Source organism: Nonomuraea sp. NPDC049141 (assembly GCF_040648415.1).
Classification (GTDB): Bacteria; Actinomycetota; Actinomycetes; order Streptosporangiales; family Streptosporangiaceae; genus Nonomuraea.
The window spans coordinates 57,685-76,974 of sequence record NZ_JBEZDR010000014.1; the positions used below are offsets into that span (position 1 = coordinate 57,685).

At 70.8% G+C, this 19,290-nt stretch carries 13 protein-coding genes; 7 read left to right on the forward strand and 6 right to left on the reverse strand.

What is annotated here, in order from left to right; genetic code table 11:
- Window positions 1–129: 129 nt before the first annotated feature.
- Both AB0B91_RS37115 and AB0B91_RS37120 read left to right on the forward strand, forming a co-directional pair.
- A complete protein-coding gene (locus AB0B91_RS37115) occupies window positions 130–1,632 on the forward strand; it encodes a hypothetical protein (RefSeq protein WP_358329980.1) in 1,503 nt (500 codons plus the stop codon).
- A gap of 12 nt (window positions 1,633–1,644) precedes the next feature.
- Window positions 1,645–2,379 (forward strand): hypothetical protein, encoded by a 735-nt coding sequence (locus AB0B91_RS37120; RefSeq protein WP_358329983.1) that lies wholly within the window; start codon window positions 1,645–1,647, stop codon window positions 2,377–2,379.
- Between the two features lie 7 nt (window positions 2,380–2,386).
- On the opposite strand, the gene AB0B91_RS37125 is transcribed toward AB0B91_RS37120, so the two are convergent.
- Together AB0B91_RS37125 and eccD are read right to left on the reverse strand one after the other, a co-directional pair.
- Window positions 2,387–2,830, reverse strand: coding sequence for a YbaB/EbfC family nucleoid-associated protein (locus AB0B91_RS37125; protein WP_358030243.1), 444 nt, complete (start codon window positions 2,828–2,830; stop codon window positions 2,387–2,389).
- Between the two features lie 44 nt (window positions 2,831–2,874).
- A complete protein-coding gene (gene eccD / locus AB0B91_RS37130) occupies window positions 2,875–4,281 on the reverse strand; it encodes a type VII secretion integral membrane protein EccD (protein WP_358329986.1) in 1,407 nt (468 codons plus the stop codon).
- Window positions 4,282–4,486: 205 nt separating this feature from the next.
- On the opposite strand from eccD, the gene eccCa reads away from it, so the two are divergent.
- Both eccCa and AB0B91_RS37140 read left to right on the forward strand, forming a co-directional pair.
- Window positions 4,487–8,464, forward strand: coding sequence for a type VII secretion protein EccCa (gene eccCa / locus AB0B91_RS37135; protein ID WP_358329989.1), 3,978 nt, complete (start codon window positions 4,487–4,489; stop codon window positions 8,462–8,464).
- Between the two features lie 10 nt (window positions 8,465–8,474).
- Entirely contained in the window at window positions 8,475–10,877 is a 2,403-nt protein-coding gene (locus AB0B91_RS37140; protein ID WP_358329991.1) for a hypothetical protein, read from the forward strand.
- Window positions 10,878–10,983: 106 nt separating this feature from the next.
- On the opposite strand, the gene AB0B91_RS37145 is transcribed toward AB0B91_RS37140, so the two are convergent.
- Window positions 10,984–15,537 carry a hypothetical protein gene (locus AB0B91_RS37145; protein ID WP_358329994.1) on the reverse strand — a complete coding sequence of 1,518 codons (4,554 nt, stop codon included), beginning with the start codon at window positions 15,535–15,537 and terminating at the stop codon, window positions 10,984–10,986.
- A 26-nt stretch (window positions 15,538–15,563) separates the two neighbouring features.
- The gene (locus tag AB0B91_RS37150) at window positions 15,564–15,866 is read right to left on the reverse strand and encodes a hypothetical protein (RefSeq protein WP_358329997.1); all 303 of its coding nucleotides are present in this window, start codon (window positions 15,864–15,866) and stop codon (window positions 15,564–15,566) included.
- Window positions 15,867–15,953: 87 nt separating this feature from the next.
- On the opposite strand from AB0B91_RS37150, the gene AB0B91_RS37155 reads away from it, so the two are divergent.
- Together AB0B91_RS37155 and AB0B91_RS37160 are read left to right on the forward strand one after the other, a co-directional pair.
- On the forward strand, window positions 15,954–16,265 hold the full coding sequence (locus tag AB0B91_RS37155; RefSeq protein ID WP_358330000.1) for a hypothetical protein: 312 nt from the start codon (window positions 15,954–15,956) through the stop codon (window positions 16,263–16,265).
- Window positions 16,262–17,425, forward strand: coding sequence for a WXG100 family type VII secretion target (locus tag AB0B91_RS37160; protein WP_358330003.1), 1,164 nt, complete (start codon window positions 16,262–16,264; stop codon window positions 17,423–17,425). Before AB0B91_RS37155 ends, AB0B91_RS37160 begins: the two co-directional genes overlap by 4 nt.
- On the opposite strand, the gene AB0B91_RS37165 is transcribed toward AB0B91_RS37160, so the two are convergent.
- Both AB0B91_RS37165 and AB0B91_RS37170 read right to left on the reverse strand, forming a co-directional pair.
- Window positions 17,419–18,318 (reverse strand): hypothetical protein, encoded by a 900-nt coding sequence (locus AB0B91_RS37165; RefSeq protein WP_358330006.1) that lies wholly within the window; start codon window positions 18,316–18,318, stop codon window positions 17,419–17,421. The genes AB0B91_RS37160 and AB0B91_RS37165 overlap by 7 nt on opposite strands.
- A complete protein-coding gene (locus AB0B91_RS37170; RefSeq protein WP_214633410.1) occupies window positions 18,315–18,641 on the reverse strand; it encodes a hypothetical protein in 327 nt (108 codons plus the stop codon). The genes AB0B91_RS37165 and AB0B91_RS37170 overlap by 4 nt, the downstream gene beginning before the upstream one ends.
- 125 nt (window positions 18,642–18,766) lie before the next feature.
- On the opposite strand from AB0B91_RS37170, the gene AB0B91_RS37175 reads away from it, so the two are divergent.
- Entirely contained in the window at window positions 18,767–19,189 is a 423-nt protein-coding gene (locus AB0B91_RS37175; protein WP_358330010.1) for a YbaB/EbfC family nucleoid-associated protein, read from the forward strand.
- The last annotated feature ends 101 nt before the right edge of the window (window positions 19,190–19,290 follow it).

Genomic DNA, 19,290 nt, shown 5'->3' on the forward strand with positions numbered 1-19,290 from the left:
CCGCCGATTTCTGACTGAGTCCGCTGATGGGTGGTCGCGACTTGTCGTAAAAGCTCACAACCTGTACGGCTCAGCAGCCTCACGGATACGCTTTTGCCGCTTCTGTGTTGATTGCTGGGAGGGCGACAGGTGGCCGAATTCGGGACCGTGGGGCGATCGAGCATCGACAGCCTGCTCAACTGGAGCTCTCCCCCGCCGCAGGACGGCCCGAGCGAGGTCCAGGTGGGCACCGCACCCCCGGGCTCGATCGACGGTGGGACGACCGTCCTTGTCTCGGGTGACGTGACCGGGGGCTCTTCACCGGTGAGCCTCCAGGGCGGCGACACCTCTGGTGATCCCGGGAGCCTCGTCGAGGCCGGCTCGCCCGACAGCCAGGCGACCCAGGCGGCCACCGTCGACGACCAGGCGATCCCAGCAGACCAGGCGGGGCCTGCCGTCGACCAGATCCCGCCGGACCAGGCCGGACCCGCCGTCGACCAGATCCCGCCCGATCAGGCGGGCCCGGCCGACGGCCAGGGGGACCCCACGGTGATCGAGTCCGACCAGCTGAGTGTCGGGCCCGAGACGGTGGACGACGTGATCGACGGCGAGCCCGGCTCGGTCGATCCGCAGGCCGCCGAAGGTGATCCCGCGTGGGAGCCCTCAGACGCCGACGAGAGCGCGGACCCGGACGGCACCGACACGTCGGGCGACGCGACCGAGGACCCGAACGACCCGCAGAACCAGGACGACACCGGAAACCAGGACGACCAGAGCGGCACGGACACCGGCGACCAGTCGGACACAGGCGACCAGGGCGACACGTCGGACCCGCAGACCGACCCCGGTAGCGCCGACGGCCAGGAAGACCCCGGCGGCTCCCAGACCGACCCCGCGGACTCCCAGACGGACCCAGGCGGCCAGACCGACCCCAGCGCGCCCGACGGCCAGGACGGCTCGACCGTTCCCGAGACCCCCTCGACGGACCCGTCAGGCGGTGGCGGCGGCACCGAAGACCCCGGCTCCGGCACCCCGGAAACGCCGACCCCGGAAACGCCCACCACGGAAACGCCCACCACGGAGACACCCACTCCGGACCTGCCCACCGCGGAGACTCCCTCCGCGGACACACCCAGCGCCGAGACTCCCGCTGCGGACACACCCAGCGCGGAGACTCCGACCGGGGGCCTGCCCACCGGAGGCGGCGGGGGTGGGGGCGGCGACGACCAGGGCAAAGGCGATAGCAAGGGCAAAGGCAAGGGCGGCGACCAAACCGACAGCAAGGACACCCCCCCAACCGCGAAGGACACCAAGCTCGCGGCAGGCGGCGTAGGCGGCGGCTGGCGCAAGGCCCACCCCGACGTCATGGAGAAGCTCGGCAAGACGATCGGCCCCTCCAAAGACGGCAAGGGCGACACCCCGGGCGACCACCTGGGCGCCGCGGAGGAAACGGCCCGGCACATCGGCATCCCTTTCCCAGGCTTCGGCTTGGTGGGCTCGATGATGTTCAGCTCCGCGTACGGCTCGGCCCGCACGTCGGCCGCCGACTACCTCAAGAGTGCCAAGAACCAATTGGGTGTCTGGGACGAGCAGCTCCGAGAGGGAGCCAACGTCGTCCGAGAGGCCAACGCCAAGAGCACCGCGAAGAAATGACCCGGGGACGACATGGACACTTACCCATATGGGACAAGCCTCTACACCACGGCGATCGGCACCTGCTTCATCGCCGCGGGCCTGCCATCGAACCCCGCGATCCGAACGATCTGCAGGTTCGCCGGGACGCTCATCGGCACGATTCTCTCCAGCCCCGGCGACATCCAAGAAGCGGCCAGAGACACCCGCCACATGACCGCGACGGTCAACAACGCGGCCACGTCCATCGACACCGCCCTCGACACCATCGACTCCGACCACTGGGAGAAGATGGCGCGTCCGGACGTCGACGCCGCGGTGAAGAAGTTCACCACGCAGGCGAAGAACAGCTCGCAAGTCTACGAGGGGCTCGCGGGAGCGCTCGACCAGCTCGCCAAACATTCCTTCCAAGCGGCCGTGGCCAGTATCTCCGTGGCCACAGTCCTGGCCACCCTCTCCGCCCTTAGCGCCGCGGGCAAGCTCTTCCCTCCCACGACGGTGGCGACGGACCTCACCGCCACCGCTTCGAGCGCCGCGGCGCTCGCCGTACTGAGGGCGATCGTGGGCAACAGCAAAGGCGTCTACTTGGCGGCCGCCGGCATCGCCGGGTCGGCGACCATGTTCATGGGCGGCTCCGCGTCGGACATGAGCAAGGCCGTCACCCCCTCGGACCCCAAGAAGATGCCGGCGTTCGAGCAGGTCTACATTCCCAACCTGCCCCAGTTCGGCAAGGACGGCCAGCCCCTCGGCACGAAGAAGGACGTCTAGACGACGGTCAGAGGTCCAGGCGGCGGCGGATGCGGTCGAGCTCGCCCATGACGTCTTCGAACGTCCGGTTGTAGGCGGACTCGGCCTCCTTGATCTTGTGCAGGGCGGCCTCGGGGTCATCGACGTACTTCATCGGGTTATCCTCGTCGCCGAAGGCCTCGCCCATGGCCTCGGTGACCTGCCGCTGCAGGTCCGCGGTCGCGGCCTGGAGCTGCTGCTTGATGAGCTCGGAGAGCTCGCCCGAGCTCAGCCGCATCGCCTTGGGATGCAGCAGGAGGTCGCGCAGCCCCTCGCTGCCGTACGCGATCGTGACGAGGCCATCGTCGTCCTGGGCCCGGCCGACGATGTCGGTCATGTTCTTCTGGAGCTCTTCGATGCGGGCGAACTGCTCGTCCGCGCCCTTGAGAAGCTTCTCGATGTCGATGTTCGCGAAGTCCCCAAACTCCTGCATCTTCACTCCACTCTCACAAAACTGTTAAATCGCGCAGCAACCTATCACCCGGACAAACCGCGCACCCACGAATAGACCTCGAGAACGCCCAGCGCAAGGGGGAAGAGCTCGACGATCAGGATGACGTCCACGATGTCCGCCGCGCGGCCCCAGAACGGCGACGGCCTGCCCGTGGGCAGCCAGAGGCCGATGCCGACGGCGGTCAGCGCCAGCCACAGCATGACGATCGCCACGGCCACGGCCCCGATGACGCCGGACTTCGGACCGAGGGTCATCGCCAGCAGGCCGAACGCGGCGAGACCGACGGTGATCAGCCACAGCCGCTGACGGACGCCGCGGAAGACCCGGGCCCGCATCATCAGCGTCAGTCCGAGCGTTCCGGTCATGAGGGAGGCGACCCAGCCGCCGTACGTCGCCAGCAGCACCTCGGAGACCAGCGCCACCAGCCCGACCGCGATGATCATGCCGGTGGCGTAGCGCTGGGCGATGATGGTCCGTTCCTGGATGGCCGCGCTGTCCAGGCGCTGGTTGTCGGCCCGCAACTCCTCCGCGGTGGTGGGCATGGCCGGGAGCGGCACCTTGGCCAGGCGGAACGACAGCGTGGGCACCAGCGGGCTCAACCCCAGCAGGATCGACACCGTCACCGCGGCCACTCCCGCGGGCGGCGGTCCCCACACCATGACCACGGCCGCGCCGATCGCCCCGCAGGTCGCGGCGACGGCCGTACCGAGGAATCCCGGTACGCCGTCGGAGATCAGCGCGCCCGCGATGGTCGCCACCAGCGCGGTGCAGGCGAGCGCGGCCAGCAGGTGGGGCGGGCCGACGTTCAGGACGCCGCCGCTGGCCGGTGCGAACAGGCCCGCCATGAAGCCGTACGGCAGCGCCGCGTGCCCGATCAGGGCGCCCGCCAGGGAGTCGCCCACCGCCCTCGACAGGGCCGCGCCCGTGGCCACGACCACCAGCGCCATCAGGCCCGCCACCACCGTGACGACCAGCGGGGACGCTCCGGAGAGCGCCAGGGCGAACGCGCCGACGACCAGCAGTCCGAGCGCGCCGCTCGCGCCCATCAGCCGGGTGTGCTTGGTCTCCCAGGTGCCCGAGGACTTCTTCACCCCGGTCGCGACCACGTCGGCCACGTCGTCGTACAGGGCGGGCGGCAGGATCGCCTCGCGCGGCCTGAGGTAGAGCACCTCGCCGTCGAGTATGCCCAGCGCGCCGAGGCTCTGGCCCAGGTCGAGCGGGGAGCCGCCGAGCCGCTGCAGCGTCCACCCCGGCGCGGCGGCGGACTCGCCGCCCAGTTCGTCCAGGGCGCGCAGCAGTCCGGGCAGGACGTGCGGGAGCGGGATGTCGGCGGGCAGCGCCAGATCGGCCTTGCGCCGCGGTCCCACGATCGTCACATGGCACAGCGGGGGCAGCGGCACGTGCACCTGGGCGAGCGAGCTGACCTGCATGGGTCCCGGCGGGTGCGGGGGGCCCTGCAGGTGCGGCGGACCTGGCAGGCGAGGTGGACCCTGCGGAAACGGTCCCTGAACGGCCGGTCCGTGGACCATCGATCCCATCGCTGGACTCCGTCCCACGAGCATCATGGACAAGAGAGAACATATCGGGTCGCTTCTGGTAAGAAGGTCAGCAACCGATACGGAGGACCATTCCACGGTGAGCATCGTCGTTGTCCGGCGACCCGAACGTCGTCCCAGCCCCAAACCTCCGCGCGGGGAGATCCTGCTCGAATCGCCTCCTGAGATCCCCGAGGTCCAGGGCCAGGGCTTCATGCTGGTGCTCACGTATCTGCCCATGGTGGCGGGCGCCGCCGCGATGGCCCTGATGTTCACCGCGGGCGGCAACTCCAATCCGATCATGTACGTGGCCAGCGGCATGTTCGCGGTCTCCATGGTCGGCATGACGCTGGGGCAGATGGGCCGCCAGGCGGGTGAACGCAAGCACAAGCTCAACGGGGCCCGCCGCGACTACTTCCGCTACCTGTCGCAGGTGCGCAAGAAGGTCAGGCGGGCGGCCAAGCAGCAGCGCGAGGCACTGGAGTGGAGCGGCCCCGAGCCCGACGCGCTCTGGTGGATCGCGATGGGCCCCCGTCTGTGGGAGCGTCGGCCGCGTGACGACGACTTCAGCACGGTACGGCTCGGCACCGGTGTGCAGAAGCTGGCCATCCAGCTCATCCCGCCGGACTCCAAGCCGGTGGAGGACCTCGACGCGCTGTCGGCCGGCGCGCTGCGCAGGTTCGTCCGGGCGCACGCGACGGTGTCGGAGCTGCCGGTGGCCGTGGCGCTGGGCTCGTTCGCGCGCATCAAGCTCAGTGGCGACGCGATGGCCATGCGCGAGCTGGTACGGGCCATGATCGGCCAGATGGCGGTGTTCCACTCGCCGGACGACCTGCGGATCATGGTGTGCGCCGGCCAGGAGTGGATGGGCCACTGGGACTGGGTCAAGTGGCTGCCCCACGCGCTGCACCCCGACGAGGTCGACGCCGCCGGGCCGGTGCGCCTGATGGCCGAGAACATGAGCGAGCTGGACCGCCTGGTGGGCGCCGAGCTCAAGGAGCGGGCCAGGTTCCGGCCCGGCTCGCCCGCGGACGCTCTGCCGTACCACGTGCTCATCGTCGACGGCGGGCACGTGCCGCACGACTCGCAGCTCGGCGTCGACGCCATCCAGGGCGTGACAGTGATTGACCTGTCCGGGGCCACCGGGCCGGTGGAGGAGAAGGCCACGCTCCGGCTGGAGATCCAGCCCGACGGCTTCCACATGATCAAGCTCGACCACGCCGGCAAGGAGAACAAGACCCGGCTCGGCAACCCCGACAAGCTCGACTACCTGCGGGTGGAAGGGCTGGCCAGGCAGCTCGCGCCGCTGCGCGCCTCCGCCACCAGCGGTGGCGAGGTCGAGGACGTGCTGTCGGTCAACACCACGCTGACCGACCTGCTCGGCATCGGCGACCCCCTGCGGCTGGACCCGGCGCTGACCTGGCGGCCGCGGGCGGGCCGGAACCGGCTGCGGGTGCCGATCGGCCTCGGCGCCGACGGCCGGATGGTCGAGCTGGACATCAAGGAGTCGGCGCAGGGCGGCATGGGCCCGCACGGCCTGGTCATCGGCGCCACCGGCTCCGGCAAGAGCGAGCTGCTGCGCACGCTGGTGCTCGGCCTCGCCGTCACCCATTCGTCGGAGATCCTGAACTTCGTCCTGGTCGACTTCAAGGGTGGCGCCACCTTCCTCGGGCTCGACACGCTCACCCACGTCTCCGCGGTCATCACCAACCTGGAGGACGAGCTCCCGCTGGTCGACCGCATGTACGACGCGCTGCACGGCGAGATGGTGCGCCGTCAGGAGCTGCTGCGCTCGGCCGGCAACTACGCCTCGCTGCGCGACTACGAGCGGGCCCGCGAGCAGGGCGCCCAACTGGCGCCGATGCCGACGCTCTTCGTGGTGCTGGACGAGTTCAGCGAGCTGCTGTCGGCCAAGCCGGAGTTCATCGAGCTGTTCGTGATGATCGGGCGGCTCGGCCGCTCGCTCGGCGTACACCTGCTGCTGGCCTCCCAGCGGCTGGAGGAGGGCAGGCTGCGCGGCCTGGACACGCACCTGTCGTACCGGATCGGCCTGCGGACGTTCTCGGCCATGGAGAGCCGCGTCGTGCTCGGCGTGGCCGACGCCTACGAGCTGCCGTCCGCGCCGGGCAACGGCTTCCTCAAGTTCGACACCACCGGCATGACCCGGTTCAAGGCCGCGTACGTGTCCGGCCCTCACCAGGCCGACCCCCGCCTCGCGGCCCCCGAGGGCGACGACAGGACGATCCGCCAGGTCGTCGAGTACGGCCCGGCCTACTCGCCGCTCCCGGTCGTGGAGGAGCCGGCCAAGGAGGTCGCCAGGACGGACGAGGAGAAGGGGCCGCGGAGCAGCCTGCTCGACATCGTCGTGGAGCGGCTGTCCGGGCACGGCCCGGCCGCGCACCGGATCTGGCTGCCGCCGCTCGGCGAGCCGCCGACCCTCGCGCACCTGCTGCCGCCGCTGACCGTCACCCCCGAGCTCGGTCTGTCCACGCCCGGCTGGGAGGGCAGGGGCCGCCTCGCCGGGGTCGTGGGCATCATCGACAAGCCGTTCGAGCAGCGTCGTGACCCGTACTGGCTGGACCTGTCGGGAGCGGCCGGCCACGTCGGCGTCGCGGGCGGCACGCAGAGCGGCAAGAGCAACGTGCTGCGCACGCTGGTGACCAGCATGGCGCTCACGCACACGCCGCGCGAGGTGCAGTTCTACTGCCTGGACTTCGGCGGTGGCGCGCTGGCCGCGCTGGACGGCCTGCCGCACGTCGGCGGCGTGGCCACCCGCATGGACGGGGACCGGGTACGCAGGACCGTCGCGGAGATCGCCACGATCCTCGCGCAGCGCGAGCGCGACTTCGCCGCGCGCGGCATCGACTCGATCAGCACCTACCGCCGGCTCGTGGCCTCGGGAGAGTACGAGGGCGACGGCTGGGGCGACATCTTCCTGCTGATCGACGGCTGGCTGACCATCCGCCAGGAGTACGAGGCGCTGGAGGGGGTCATCACCGACCTCGCCGCCAGAGGGCTCGGGTACGGCATCCACATCATCGCCTCCACCAACAAGTGGTCGGAGTTCCGGGCGGGGATCAGGGACCTGTTCGGCACGCGGCTGGAGTTCAAGCTCGGTGACGCCTACGAGTCGGAGGTCAGCCGCAAGGCGGCGCTGGCCGTACCGGAAGGCGTGCCGGGGCGCGGCCTGACCAAGGAGGGCATGCACTTCCTGTCCGCGCTGCCGCGCATCGACGGGGTGCGCGGCGCCGACGACCTCTCCGCCGGCGTGCGCTCGCTGGTGGAGGTCGTACGGGCCTCCTGGCAGGGTCCCGCCGCCCGCCCGGTGCGACTGCTGCCGGCGATGCTGCCCGCCGCGTCGCTCCCGGAGCCCGCCCTGACCGGGCCGAACCGGATCGCCATCGGCATCGACGAGGCCGCCTTGGCGCCGGTCGCACTCGACTTCGACGTCGACCCGCACTTCATCGTGTTCGGCGACACCGAGTGCGGCAAGTCGAACGTGCTGAAGCTCATCATGGAAGGCCTGGTCGTCAGGAAGACGCCCAAGGAATGCATGATGATCGTGCTGGACTACCGCCGCGCCCTGCTCGACACCGCGGTCACCGATCACCGCATCGGGTACGCGGCCTCCAGCACCGCCGCGGCCGAGCTGATCCAGGACGCCCGCACCGCGCTGCTCAAGCGGCTGCCCCCGGCGGACCTCACGCCGGAACAGCTCAGGGAGCGCAGCTGGTGGCAGGGCTCCGACCTGTACATCATCGTGGACGACTACGACCTGGTCGCCACCTCGAACAACCCGCTGGCGCCCCTGGCCGAACTGCTGCCACAGGCTCGCGACATCGGCCTGCACCTGATCATCTCCCGCCAGATGGGCGGCGCGAGCCGGTCCATGTTCGACCCGGCCGTCCAGCGGCTGAAGGAGATGGCGAGCCCGGCTCTGATCATGTCGGGCAACAAGGACGAGGGTGCGCTGTTCGGCAACGTACGTCCGCAGCAGCTCCCGCCGGGCCGCGGCTTCTACGTGGACAGGAGGTCGGGCGCGCGCCTGATCCAGACGGCGTTCCTGGACACGCCGTAGGTTGTCAGCCGTGTCACATGTGCGCTACCGGCTGACCGGCACGTCCTTCCCCGGCACCGTGGACCTGACGGTCTCGGCCGACGGGCGGGCCCGGCTGGAGCATGCGCGGGTGAGCGGCGTCCGGGCCTGGACGGCCGAGCTGGACCCAGTCGTGTGGCCGTGGCTGCTGGACGCGCTGCGCGCTTCGGGCTTCCCCGATGCGGCGGCGCCCGCGCCGGTGCCGGGCTCCACGCTGCGCGAGGTGAGCGTGGTGGTCACCGACAGGGGCGCCGAAGCCACCCCGGAAAGCAGGCACAGCGCGGACGCCGCAGACGGCACGGACGGCGGGGTTGCCCAGCTGGCCGGGTCGGTGCTGTTCGGCTGGCACGACGGCGGCGAGCTGGGGCTGGAGCGGGCCCTGCGAATACTCGATGCGCTGGTGCACCAGGTTGGCGACGGTGCCGTCAGGGAGACGGCGAACGAGCTGCCGAGGCTGGCCCACCGCTCCGCGCCGGACCCCACGCTGCCACCGCCCGATCCCGGCTCACCGGCCGCCGCCGCCTTCGGCACCGTGGGCGGGCGGCCCGCCTACGCGCTGTCCCGTCCCGGCCGTACCTTCGCCCTGTACGGCCTGCCGTACGAGGAGGAACTGGGCGCCGCCACCGTCACCGACGCGCACACCCGGGCGATCGCGCTCGGCACGGCGGGTGGCCGGGAGATCGTCGCCACCGGCGGCGACGACCTGGTCATCAGGGTCTGGGACACCGGCACCGGGCAGCAGCTCCACGCCGAGGCGGGCCACGACGGCCCTGTTCTGGCGGTGGCCGCGGCCGGCGGGCTGATCTACACCGGCGGCGCCGACGGCGTGCTGCGCGTCTGGGACGCCGCGGGATCGCTGGGCTCACTGGCGGACCGGCACGAAGGCGCGATCAACGCGGTGCGCGCCTACGGCACGCTCCTGGTCACCGGCTCCGACGACGGGATGGTACGGCTCACCGACCTGTCGAACGGCCGCACCCTGCACTCGCTGCCCGGCCACGAGGGCTGGGTGAACGCGGTCGCCGCCGGTGCCGGGCTCGTCGCGTCGGCGGGCGCTGACCGGCTCATCCGGATCTGGGACGCCGGCACCGGGCAGGAGCTATGCGCCTTGGAGGGTCACGAGGCGAGCGTGACCGGCCTGACTTTCCTCACCATGTCGGGACACCCGGCCCTGGCGTCCTGCGCACTCGACGGCCGGGTGACCATCCACGACCCGCACACCGGCACGCTCCTGGCGGGATGGCGGTCCGGCGACTGGGCCGCCGGCATCGCCACCGTGCCAAAACCGCCGATCGGGATCCCCGGGGCCGAAGGGGCCGCCGGGCTCGCGACCATCGGGGCCGACGCAGCGCCGGAGCGGCTGGCCACCCCGGAGGACGGCGCAGCGCCGGAGCGGCTGGCCACCCCGGAGGACGGCGCAGCGCCGGAGCGGCTGGTCACCGTAGGTGACGGGGTCCGGGTCTGGACGGTCGACGGCACGCTGCTGCGGGAGCTCACCGACGCCGTCGCGGATGCGGTCGCCACCGATGGGACGCTCCTGGCCGCCGGCTCCCCCGACGGCGCGTTGCGGGTCTGGCGTCTGGCCGACGGCGACCTCCGGCCCGTGGCATCCGCGGACGACGGCGCCACCGCACCCAGCGACAGCATCCCCGCCGCCCCCACAGACGGCCTCACCGCCGCCTCCACAGACGGCGGCATCACGAGCCTGGCCTTCGACGGTGGCAGCCTGGTCTGCGGCACCGACGGCGGCACCGTCCGCGTACACGATCCCATGAGCGGTGTGGTCGCGGTGCCGACCCCGCACACCGGCCAGGTGCTCGCGCTCGCCCTCGACGGCGACCTGCTGGTCTCCGGCGGCATGGACGGCACGGTCAGGACCTGGGACGCGATCTCGGGCCGCCCGCTGCGCCGCCTGGCCGCACACACGGCGGGCGTCACGTGTGTGGCAACCGGCCGGTCCGGTGACCGGGTCGTGATCGCGTCGAGCGGGTACGACCGGGTGGTCAGGACCTGGGAGGCGGCGACGGGCCGGCCGCTGTCGGCCGTGTACGGGCACTCGCTGCCGGTGTACGCGCTGGCGTTCGGCACGCTCGGCGGCCGGGCGGTGCTCGCCTCCGGCAGCTATGACGGGCTGGTACCCGTGCGGGACACCGAGACGGGCGAGGACGTCGTGGTGCTCGGCGGCAACCCGGGCACGGTCCGGTGCCTGCGCTTCCTCGGCGGCGATGTGCTGGCGGTGGGCTGCGACGACGGCACCGTACGGCTATGGCGTCTGCCGGACGGCGAGCAGGTCGGCGAGACCCGGCTGGGCGACGTCCCGCTCGCCCTGACCGGCGACCTGTACGCGGTGACCCAGAACGGGCTGAGCCGCCTGACGCCCCCAAAACCGCAGTGACCCAGAACGGGCTGAGCCGCCTGACGCCCCCAAAACCGCAGTGACCCAGAACGGGCCGAACCGCCCCACGCCCGCTTGCGCGGTTAGGGAACTGGGCCTCGGCCGTCTACTGTGGGCCGAGCACGTCGTCCATGCCCAGCTGATCGAGGACCTTGAGCGCCAGATCGACGTATGACGCCTCGTAGTGGAAGTCGAACGGCCTACCGCCAGGTGCCTCGTCAAGGTGTCCGATCGTGACACCACGGCGTGCCGTCGGCACGAACTCCACCCGGACGAGCAGCGTTGAGCCGTCCGGCATCACGTACCTGCCGTCGACGAGCCGGCTGAGACCTGCCCGCACGCGCCTGCCGAAGTAGCCCAGGTCCGCCCGCGACATGTCGGAACGGTAGGCGAACTTGACGGTGTACTCGGTAACGCGTCGTACCACTCCGTCTTTCGGTTTGAGGGTCAGGTCGCGACGCTCGATGGCCGCGACCCCCGGGTCACGTGCCCCCATGTTCACCGGCTGGACCTGCCTGCGCGCGGCCACCAGCTCGGCCGCGCCGAAGGTGTGCGGCTTCCCCCCGTGCGGCGTGGCCCCCCAGTCGGTGACCGCCTCGCTCACCCTTCGCGCGTCCCATGCCGCCTGCCTGCGCGCGGCTACGGCGTCCGCCTTGGGAGCCGCTTCGGTCGAGGCGGCCTCGGCCGTCCGCGGTGGGCCGAGCACGTCGTCCATGCCCAGCTGATCGAGGACCTTGAGCGCCAGATCGACGCGTGACGCCTCGTGGGGGAAGTCGAACGGCCTGCTGCCAGGTGCCTCGTCGCGGTGTCCGATCGTGACACCGCGGCGTTCCGCCGGCTCGAACTCCGCGCGGACGAGCAGCATCGAGCCGTCCGGCAGCACGTACCTGCCGTTGACGAACTGGTCGAGACCTGCCCGCACGCGCGTGCCAAGGTGACCCAGCGGCGACGTGTCGGAACGGTAGGCGAACCTGACGGTGTACTCCGTGACGGGCCGTATCGCTCCGTCGCGTGCCTTGACGGTCAGGTCGCGACGCTCGATGGCCGCGACCCCCGGGTCACGTGCCTCCATGTTCACCGGATGGGCCCGCTTGCGCGCGGCCACCAGCTCGGCCGGGCTGAAGGTGTGCGGCTTCCCCCCGTGCGGCGTGGCCCCCCAGTCGGTGACCGCCTCGCCCACCCTTCGCGCGTCCCATGCCGGCCCCTTGCTGTGCGGGTACTCCCCAGGAGCCTTGGGTGGCCCGGCGGCCTGCCCGGCTCCCTGGTCGTCGTGCAGCTGCTCCACGAGCGCGCCGAAGTGGTCGCCGCCGTACGCGAGGCCCTGCCACTCTCCCGCCTGCTTGGCCCTCAGCTCGGCGGTGACGCGGACGTAGTCGGGCGATCCGTCGGCCAGGACGGGCGAGCGCTCCGCAGCCTCGCTGAACAAGGTAGCGGCGCGGCGGACGCCGGCCTCGCTGGGTGGCTCGCCAAAGAACTCTCCGGCCGCCCTCTGCATGACCTGCTGTCCCGTCTCGCCCGGGTGTGGCCGCCCGTCGGTGTAGGCGAACCACTCGCGCAGCCTCGACAGGCCCTCGATCGTCCTCGCGTCGGCATGACCGTGCCCCAGCACCGCCTCGCTCCGCGCCCTGACCCAGGCCCCGTCGAGCGGTCCCGCGTCCGGCTTCCAGCCGAGGAAGGTCACCAGGCCGGACAGGCGGCGCAGATCTCGTACCGTCACGGCATCGGGGGCGGCGCCGTAGAGCGAGTGGGCGGTGTCCAGGAGCGCGCGGACGTAGTCGATATGGCGCTGGGTGAGCCGATCGCCGAACAGGGCGTAGGCGCGATCCAGTACCCGCACGTGGTCGATCAGGTCGCCGTCCTGATGCGGGAATTTGACGAGCAGGTCTCTCAGGTGGTCGGACAGGCGCAGCTGTTCCGGCGTGTACGCGGGCCGCGTCCACTCGTCGGCCGGCTGCCGGAACCCGGCCTCCCCCTCGACGAACCGCTGCGACGCGGGCACCAGGTCGTCGAAGTGCACCAGGTGGTGGTCGCGCAGCGCGGCCACCGGCGGGACTTCGTGGCCCGCGTGGTCCAGCAGCACGTCGCCGTCCACTTTCACACGGACCGCGTCGCCCATCAGATTGTCGCCCGGCTCCATGTGCCGGTCCGTGAGCGTCCGGCGGCCCCGCTCCGGGGGTTCGAGGTACTCGTCCGCCAGCCCGAGGTGGTGCCCCATCTCGTGGGCGTGGATGTGCCCGTCGTTGTCCGCGTACCAGGTCACCATGTCGGCGCGGCCACCGGCGGCGCGGAAGGTCACCACCTCCAGATCGCCGGGCCGCGCGTTACGCACTTCCTGGAACTCCAGCCGGACGTGCAGCTGGCTGCCGTCGCGGAGCCGGTGCTGGTGGTTGTAGTACCGGTCCACGCCGTCGAGCGCGTTGGACTTGAGTTGCGCGACCTGTTCGGACGTCATGCCCTTCTCGGCGACGTACTTGATCTTGACCGTGAACTCGGTCACCGTCCGGACCTCGTCGCCGCGGATCGCGAAACGGCGTGCCTCCACGCGAGCGCTGGCATCGAGCACCGGACGCTGCGGGTTGCGGCCCTCGACCACCCACGGATCCGCGTTCTTCCTGAGGTGGGCCCATTCGCTCGCTCTGAGCGCCTGCCGCGGGTCTATGCAATTGGACAGCACACCCCGGAGCTTGGCCAAGACGGACTCGCCGTTGACCGGCAGGAGCGGAGTGCGGTAGTCGGGTTCGAACTCGTAACTGCGGACCGGGCGCGCCCGCATACGGTCGCCAGGGTCGCCGGTCGACGAGGACCGCTCCGGCGGGACGGCGTCCGGCGCGCGAGGCGGTGTGGTTCCCTCGAACGTCCGGGGCCGCTCCCCGAACACCGGGCCCGCCGCCCGCGGCTCCACGATGACGGACCCGTGGGGTGCGTCCAGCACCGACACCGTGCCGCTCGCGTTCTCCGCGATCTTCTCGAAGGCGTATTTGACGTCGGCGTACCAGTCCGCGTGGCCGCGGAACTCCGCCCGCAGCGCCTCGATGCGGGTCCGCAGCGTCTCGACGTCGCTCTTGCTGAGCGGGTTGGGCCCCCAGTCGGGCAGCTCGCCCTTGTCGCGGAAGAAGTGGCGGACGAAGGGGCTGTTCGTGTCGGGCAGCCGCCCGGTGAAGGTCTTGTCGCCGTTGTAGCCCCTGACGATGCCGTCGTGGCCGGCCAGGAAGTCGTGCGCGGCGCGGCCCGGGGAGAAGCGGTCGTGGTTGCCGGTCAGCGCGTCGAGCAGGCCGAGCAGGATCCCCTCACGGGTGTTGTGCAGCCGCGACAGGTGCCACTTGCCGTCCGGCCCGCGCTGGGCCGGCACGTGCTCACCGTCGACCCAGTCGATGAGCAGGTGGCGTTCGCCGGTGATGTGGGTCGCGGCGACCTCGGCGCCGACCGTGCGGCCGAGCCGCGAGTTGAGATGCTCGCGGTCTCGCCGGTCCGTCCCGGAGAACTCCTTCTCGACGGCGTGCGTGCCGTCGGCCAGCCTGGCCTTCTCCAGCTTCACGGTCTCGCCGCCGGCGCCGGGCAGCGGCTCGCGCGCCACCACGCCGCGGGAGGCGCTCTCGCCGAACTCCGCGTGGTTCCTGAGCGGGGTGGGTCCGGGCTCGCCCGGGCGCGACCAGTTGATCAGCTCGTCGATGCTGCGCTGGGTGGTGTTCGACCCCTCGTACGGGTGCGGCCGGGCGTCCTCGCCGCCGGACAGCACACCAGGCTCGCCGGCGTCGGCGAGTCTTGTGCGACCGTTCCCGTCCAGGCCATCGAGCCCGGTGCCGTCCCGAGGGCCCGGGTCGTCGGCGCGCGTGTGCCCGTCCGGCGGTCTGGGTCCCGCGTGGCCGCCGTCCGGGCTCCAGCTCGCCCAGTGCGCGTCGGCACCGCCGACCACACCCGACGTCATGCCCTTCAGAACCAGCGTCCAGTCGACCGGTCCGTCACCGCTCCACAGCTCCGTGCCCAGCACGGCACCGGCGTTCGCCACTCCCGACTGGCCCATCAGCATCCACAGCGAGCGCGTCGGGAACGCCCATGCCAGCCCGGTCAGCAACCCCCCGGTCAACGCTCCGGTGGCCGCCGACGACCCCACCTGCCGCCAGTCGATCTCGTCCCGGCGCGACTGCGTCAGCTGGACCAGGAGGTCCATCCCGCCGAGCAACCCGCCGAACAGCGCGATGTTGATCAGTAACCGGCGGGCGAACTGGCGTACCGTCCATCGAGCCGCCTGGGCGCGTACCCCCATCAGCCGCAACGCCAGCCCGCCCGCCGGCGAGGCCAGCGCCCACATCAGCCACGCCAGCTGCACCACCAGCAGCAGTACGGCCAGCCGCATCATCCGCTTGGTGAACTCGAGCTGCACCCCCAGCTCGTTGCACGCGAACGCCAGGTCCACCAGGGACCGCACCAGGGCCGCCTGGCGGCCGCCCACGTCCTTGGACACCCGCTTCCGGAACGCCCGGAGTGCCGCTCCGTCCCACCCCTCGGCGCCCAGCCGTACGCCGTCGCGGTCCGCTCCGGCGGCCACGTCGCGGGCCGCCTTCACCAGCCCGTCGGCGAGCCGGAACAGACCGCCTTCCCGCCCCTTGGGCCAGTCGGTGCCCAGCACCCAGCCCGCCCACGGACGGGCCCACTCGGGCACCGGTATCCCATCAAGCAGCACGCGAGTCAGCCCTGAGAGTCGATCTCAGCGGCCTCGTACCCCTTGGCGTTGACGCGCATCCCGTCGCCGACACCTTCCAGCTCGTCGATGTAGTCGTCGAAAGCCTTGAAGACGCCCTTCGTCCGGAGGGGGAAGCTCTTCTCGAACTCCGCGCCGTACTGGTCGTCCCCCATGGGCCGGCCCTCGGCGGCGAACACGTCACGCAGTTCGTCACGGACCATGCGCACGTGCTCGGCCTCCTCCTTCGCGGTTACGGCCCCATGCCGGATATTTGCCCATTGCGCAGAGTAGCCGCCTTCCTGTCCCAAGCGTTTCTCCTTCCTCAAGGACATCTCAGATAACTGTCCACTATGCTCATGTTTCGTGCACTTCGCAGCAAGGTGTCTGGGGGTCCGATGAGCGGCTGGGTCGACGTGCACTTCCAGGCGCTCGAAGAATGCGGAAAACGGGCCCGCAAGGTGGCGAACATGCTCGATCTGGACGACGCGTTCGAGGGCACCAAGTCCTCCGCACCGACCGGGCAGACCTCGTCGAAGACGTTCGGCGCCCTCAAGGACTCCGGCGACCTGGCCACGGACGTCGACAAGGTGTGGCGGGCGCTCAAGGAAGAGCTGCAGGCGGGCAAGAGCCGGCTGAACAGTGTCGAGAAGGCCATCGACCAGGTGGAGACCAACTTGCGCAAGGCGGCGAAGGCCTCCGGCGGATGAGCGGGGTCAGCGACCTGCCCGGTGGTGACCGGCTCGCCGCGCTCCTCGCGAAAGTGACCGGGAATCCGCAGGCGATCAGGAACACCGCCGGCGCCTGGCGGGCGGCGGCCGGTCACGTCACCAGGTCGACCAGCTCTCTGACCAAGGCGGTCGGCGAGGTGGACAAGGCGTGGCAGGGCGGCTCGGCCGACGCCTTCACCAAGTACATGAACGCCTACCCGCGGGCGAGCACCGACCTCAACGAAGCGCTGACGGCCTGCGCCGACGCTCTCGACAAGGCGGCCACCTCCCTGGAGGACGCCCACGGCAAGGTGAACACGCTCTGCCAGGACGCGGTCGAGCGCGCGGCAACGTACAAGAGCCAGTACGCGAAGCTGAATCCCAAGGCCACGTCCCAGGATGCCGACGCCGCGCTCGCCCGTACGACGATCGTCAGCGGCAACGTCACGCAGGCCGAGAGCCTGGTCGAGAAGGCCGAAGGCGACCTTGAGGACGCCAAGAAGGCGCTGGCCAAGCAGCTCGGCGCGGATTCCGGGTTCGGCTTCTTCACCAAGGTCCCCCCGCCGGACGGGGCCGACTTCGAGGCGGGCGACCACAAGGTCGAGTGGGTCAGGACGCCGTTCGACGACAAGCGCACCACGCTGGAGTCGGCGGCCGCCGCCGGTGGCAGCGACGGCGGCGGCGCGAGCGGCGGCGCCGGCTACGCCTACAGCGGCGGCGTCTCCTCGGCCGGCAACGCCCCCGCGCCCAAGGCCGAGGTGGTGAACTGGATCAAGGAGGCCCTCCGGGTCATCAAGTCGCCGGAGATGGCCGCGGAGCTGCGGAAGAGAGGCCTGCTGGACAAGCTCCAGGACCTCGACCCGAACGACCCCAAGGCCATCCAGCGGATCTGGACCGTCATCTACCACGAGTCCGGCGGCAACCCGAGCGCCATCAACAACTGGGACATCAACGCCAAGAACGGCGTGCCGTCACAGGGACTGATGCAGACCATCCCACCCACGTTCGACCACAACAGCCTGCCGGGATACAAGCAGATCCTGGAGCCGGTGGACAACATCATCGCCGGGGTCCTGTACACGTACGACCGGTACGGATCGCTCGCGAACCACCCGGGCATCAAGTCGGTGGAGCAGGGCGGCCCGTACCGGCCCTACTGAGAAGTCGTCTGCTCGGGCTCCACCCAGTCGAACTTCTCATAGCCCTTGGGCAGGTCGCCGGGCTTGTCCGGCGCCTGGAACGACGGGAACTCCTTCGCGTTGATGGTCGCCTGCTCGAAGTTCACCTCGGCGGCGCCGCTCGGCTTGATGTAGCCGAACTGGTGCTCCTTCTTGATCACGGTGGACATGATGTCTCCCGCGCCACGCAGACCCGACACCAGCGTCAAGGTCAGCACGGCCACCGCGCCGTTGGTTCCGGAGGCGACGAACTTCTCCAGCAGACCGCCATACAGCCTGGTGTGCGGAAACGCCTGCAGTCGCTTGGCGAACAGCAGCAAGGTGAGCGTGGTCACGCCCAGCGTGGCCAGTTTGACCCAGTAGCTGCGGTACCCGGCGGCCACCTCGTCGACCATCCCACCCACGTCGCCGAGCACGCCGCGCAGCGCGCCGATCTCCCGGTGGAAGATCCACACGACCCGCTCGAACTCCTGCTGGTCGAGGGCGATCCAGCCGCTCCGAGACGTGGCGACGAGCTGGGGCAGCAGTTGCTTGACCCCGTCGTCGAGCCGGCCCGCGATGCCGTTCTTCCAGTTCGTGGCCGCCTGCGCCATGCCCGGCTCGTTGGCGATGGCCGTGCCCGCGACGACCACGGCGGGGACGAGCCAGGCCGAGATCCGGCCCAGCCTCTTCAGCGACTCCAGCACCTTGGGCCCGATCGGCTCCGGCATCGTCGGAGGCGGCCCGAAGGTGGGCGGCTTGTAGGGGTTGTAGGCGCCGTATGAGGTGGGCGAGTTGTAGCCGGGATACCTGTAGGGCGAGTAGCCGGTGTTCGCGGTGGGGGGCGTGTTGTAGGCGGGATGCGAGTAGTTGCGCAGGTTCCCGTAGTCGCTCATTTGCGATACCTCACGGCGCTCTGCTTCTCGGCCGCGCGCCAGTTACGCTCCCCGATGCCGAGCGCCCCCACCCAGCTGTCCACTGTCTCCTCCGCCTGGCCCAGTGTGCTGTCGGCCCAGCGGCACATGCCGTCGTAGGTGCCGCCCAGCACCATTTCCCCGAGTACGCCGAAGCCCGGAGCCTCGACCCCGACCGTGCCGACGAGGCTCCTGACGAAGGAGATCGCCGCCTTCAGCTCGTCGTCGACCCGATCGCGCGTGTGACCGATGGCCGTGGAGGTGACGTAGATCTCCTGCCCCGGCGCAACCGCTTTCGTCGTCATATGTACGAATTCTTCCCGATGGCGTCCCTTACCTCCCTGTTTGCACGGCACTCTTAATGATCAGTTAGACGATTGGACGGCTGCCGATGGCTGTTCGTTAACCTGCTGCCGATGCCGTGGAACGCATGGATTCCAGTGACCCCCGCCTCGACGAGCTCGACCGGCTCGTACAGGCCAGCGAACGGACGATGCGCGAGCTCGAACAGGCCACGCGGGAGCTACGTCAGGTGACCGGATCGGGCGAGAGCCGCGGCGGAACGGTGTCCGCGCGGGTGGACGCCGACAGCAAACTCGTCGAGGTGCGGATCACCCATCGGGCCATGCGGCTGGAACCGGAAGAGCTGGGCCGCGACGTGGTCGAGGCCGTACGCGCCGCTCAGGAAGACCACGAGCGGCAGGCCCGCGAACTGCTCGGGCTGCCGCTCGGCGTCGAGGATCCGCTGGGCACGTTCAAGCGCGACCTGGACGAGCTGCAGGACGCCTACGCCAGGGAGACCGGCGAACGGCTCGAAGGGATGCGCCGCACGCAGCGCGCCTGGGAGGACTGAGCGCCAACGACGGCGGGGCCGGTGAGGATCACCCGGAACAGCGAGTCGGCCGAGCCGGGGCGGTAGGTGGCGGCGAGCTGGGGCGGCATGAACGCCTGGTA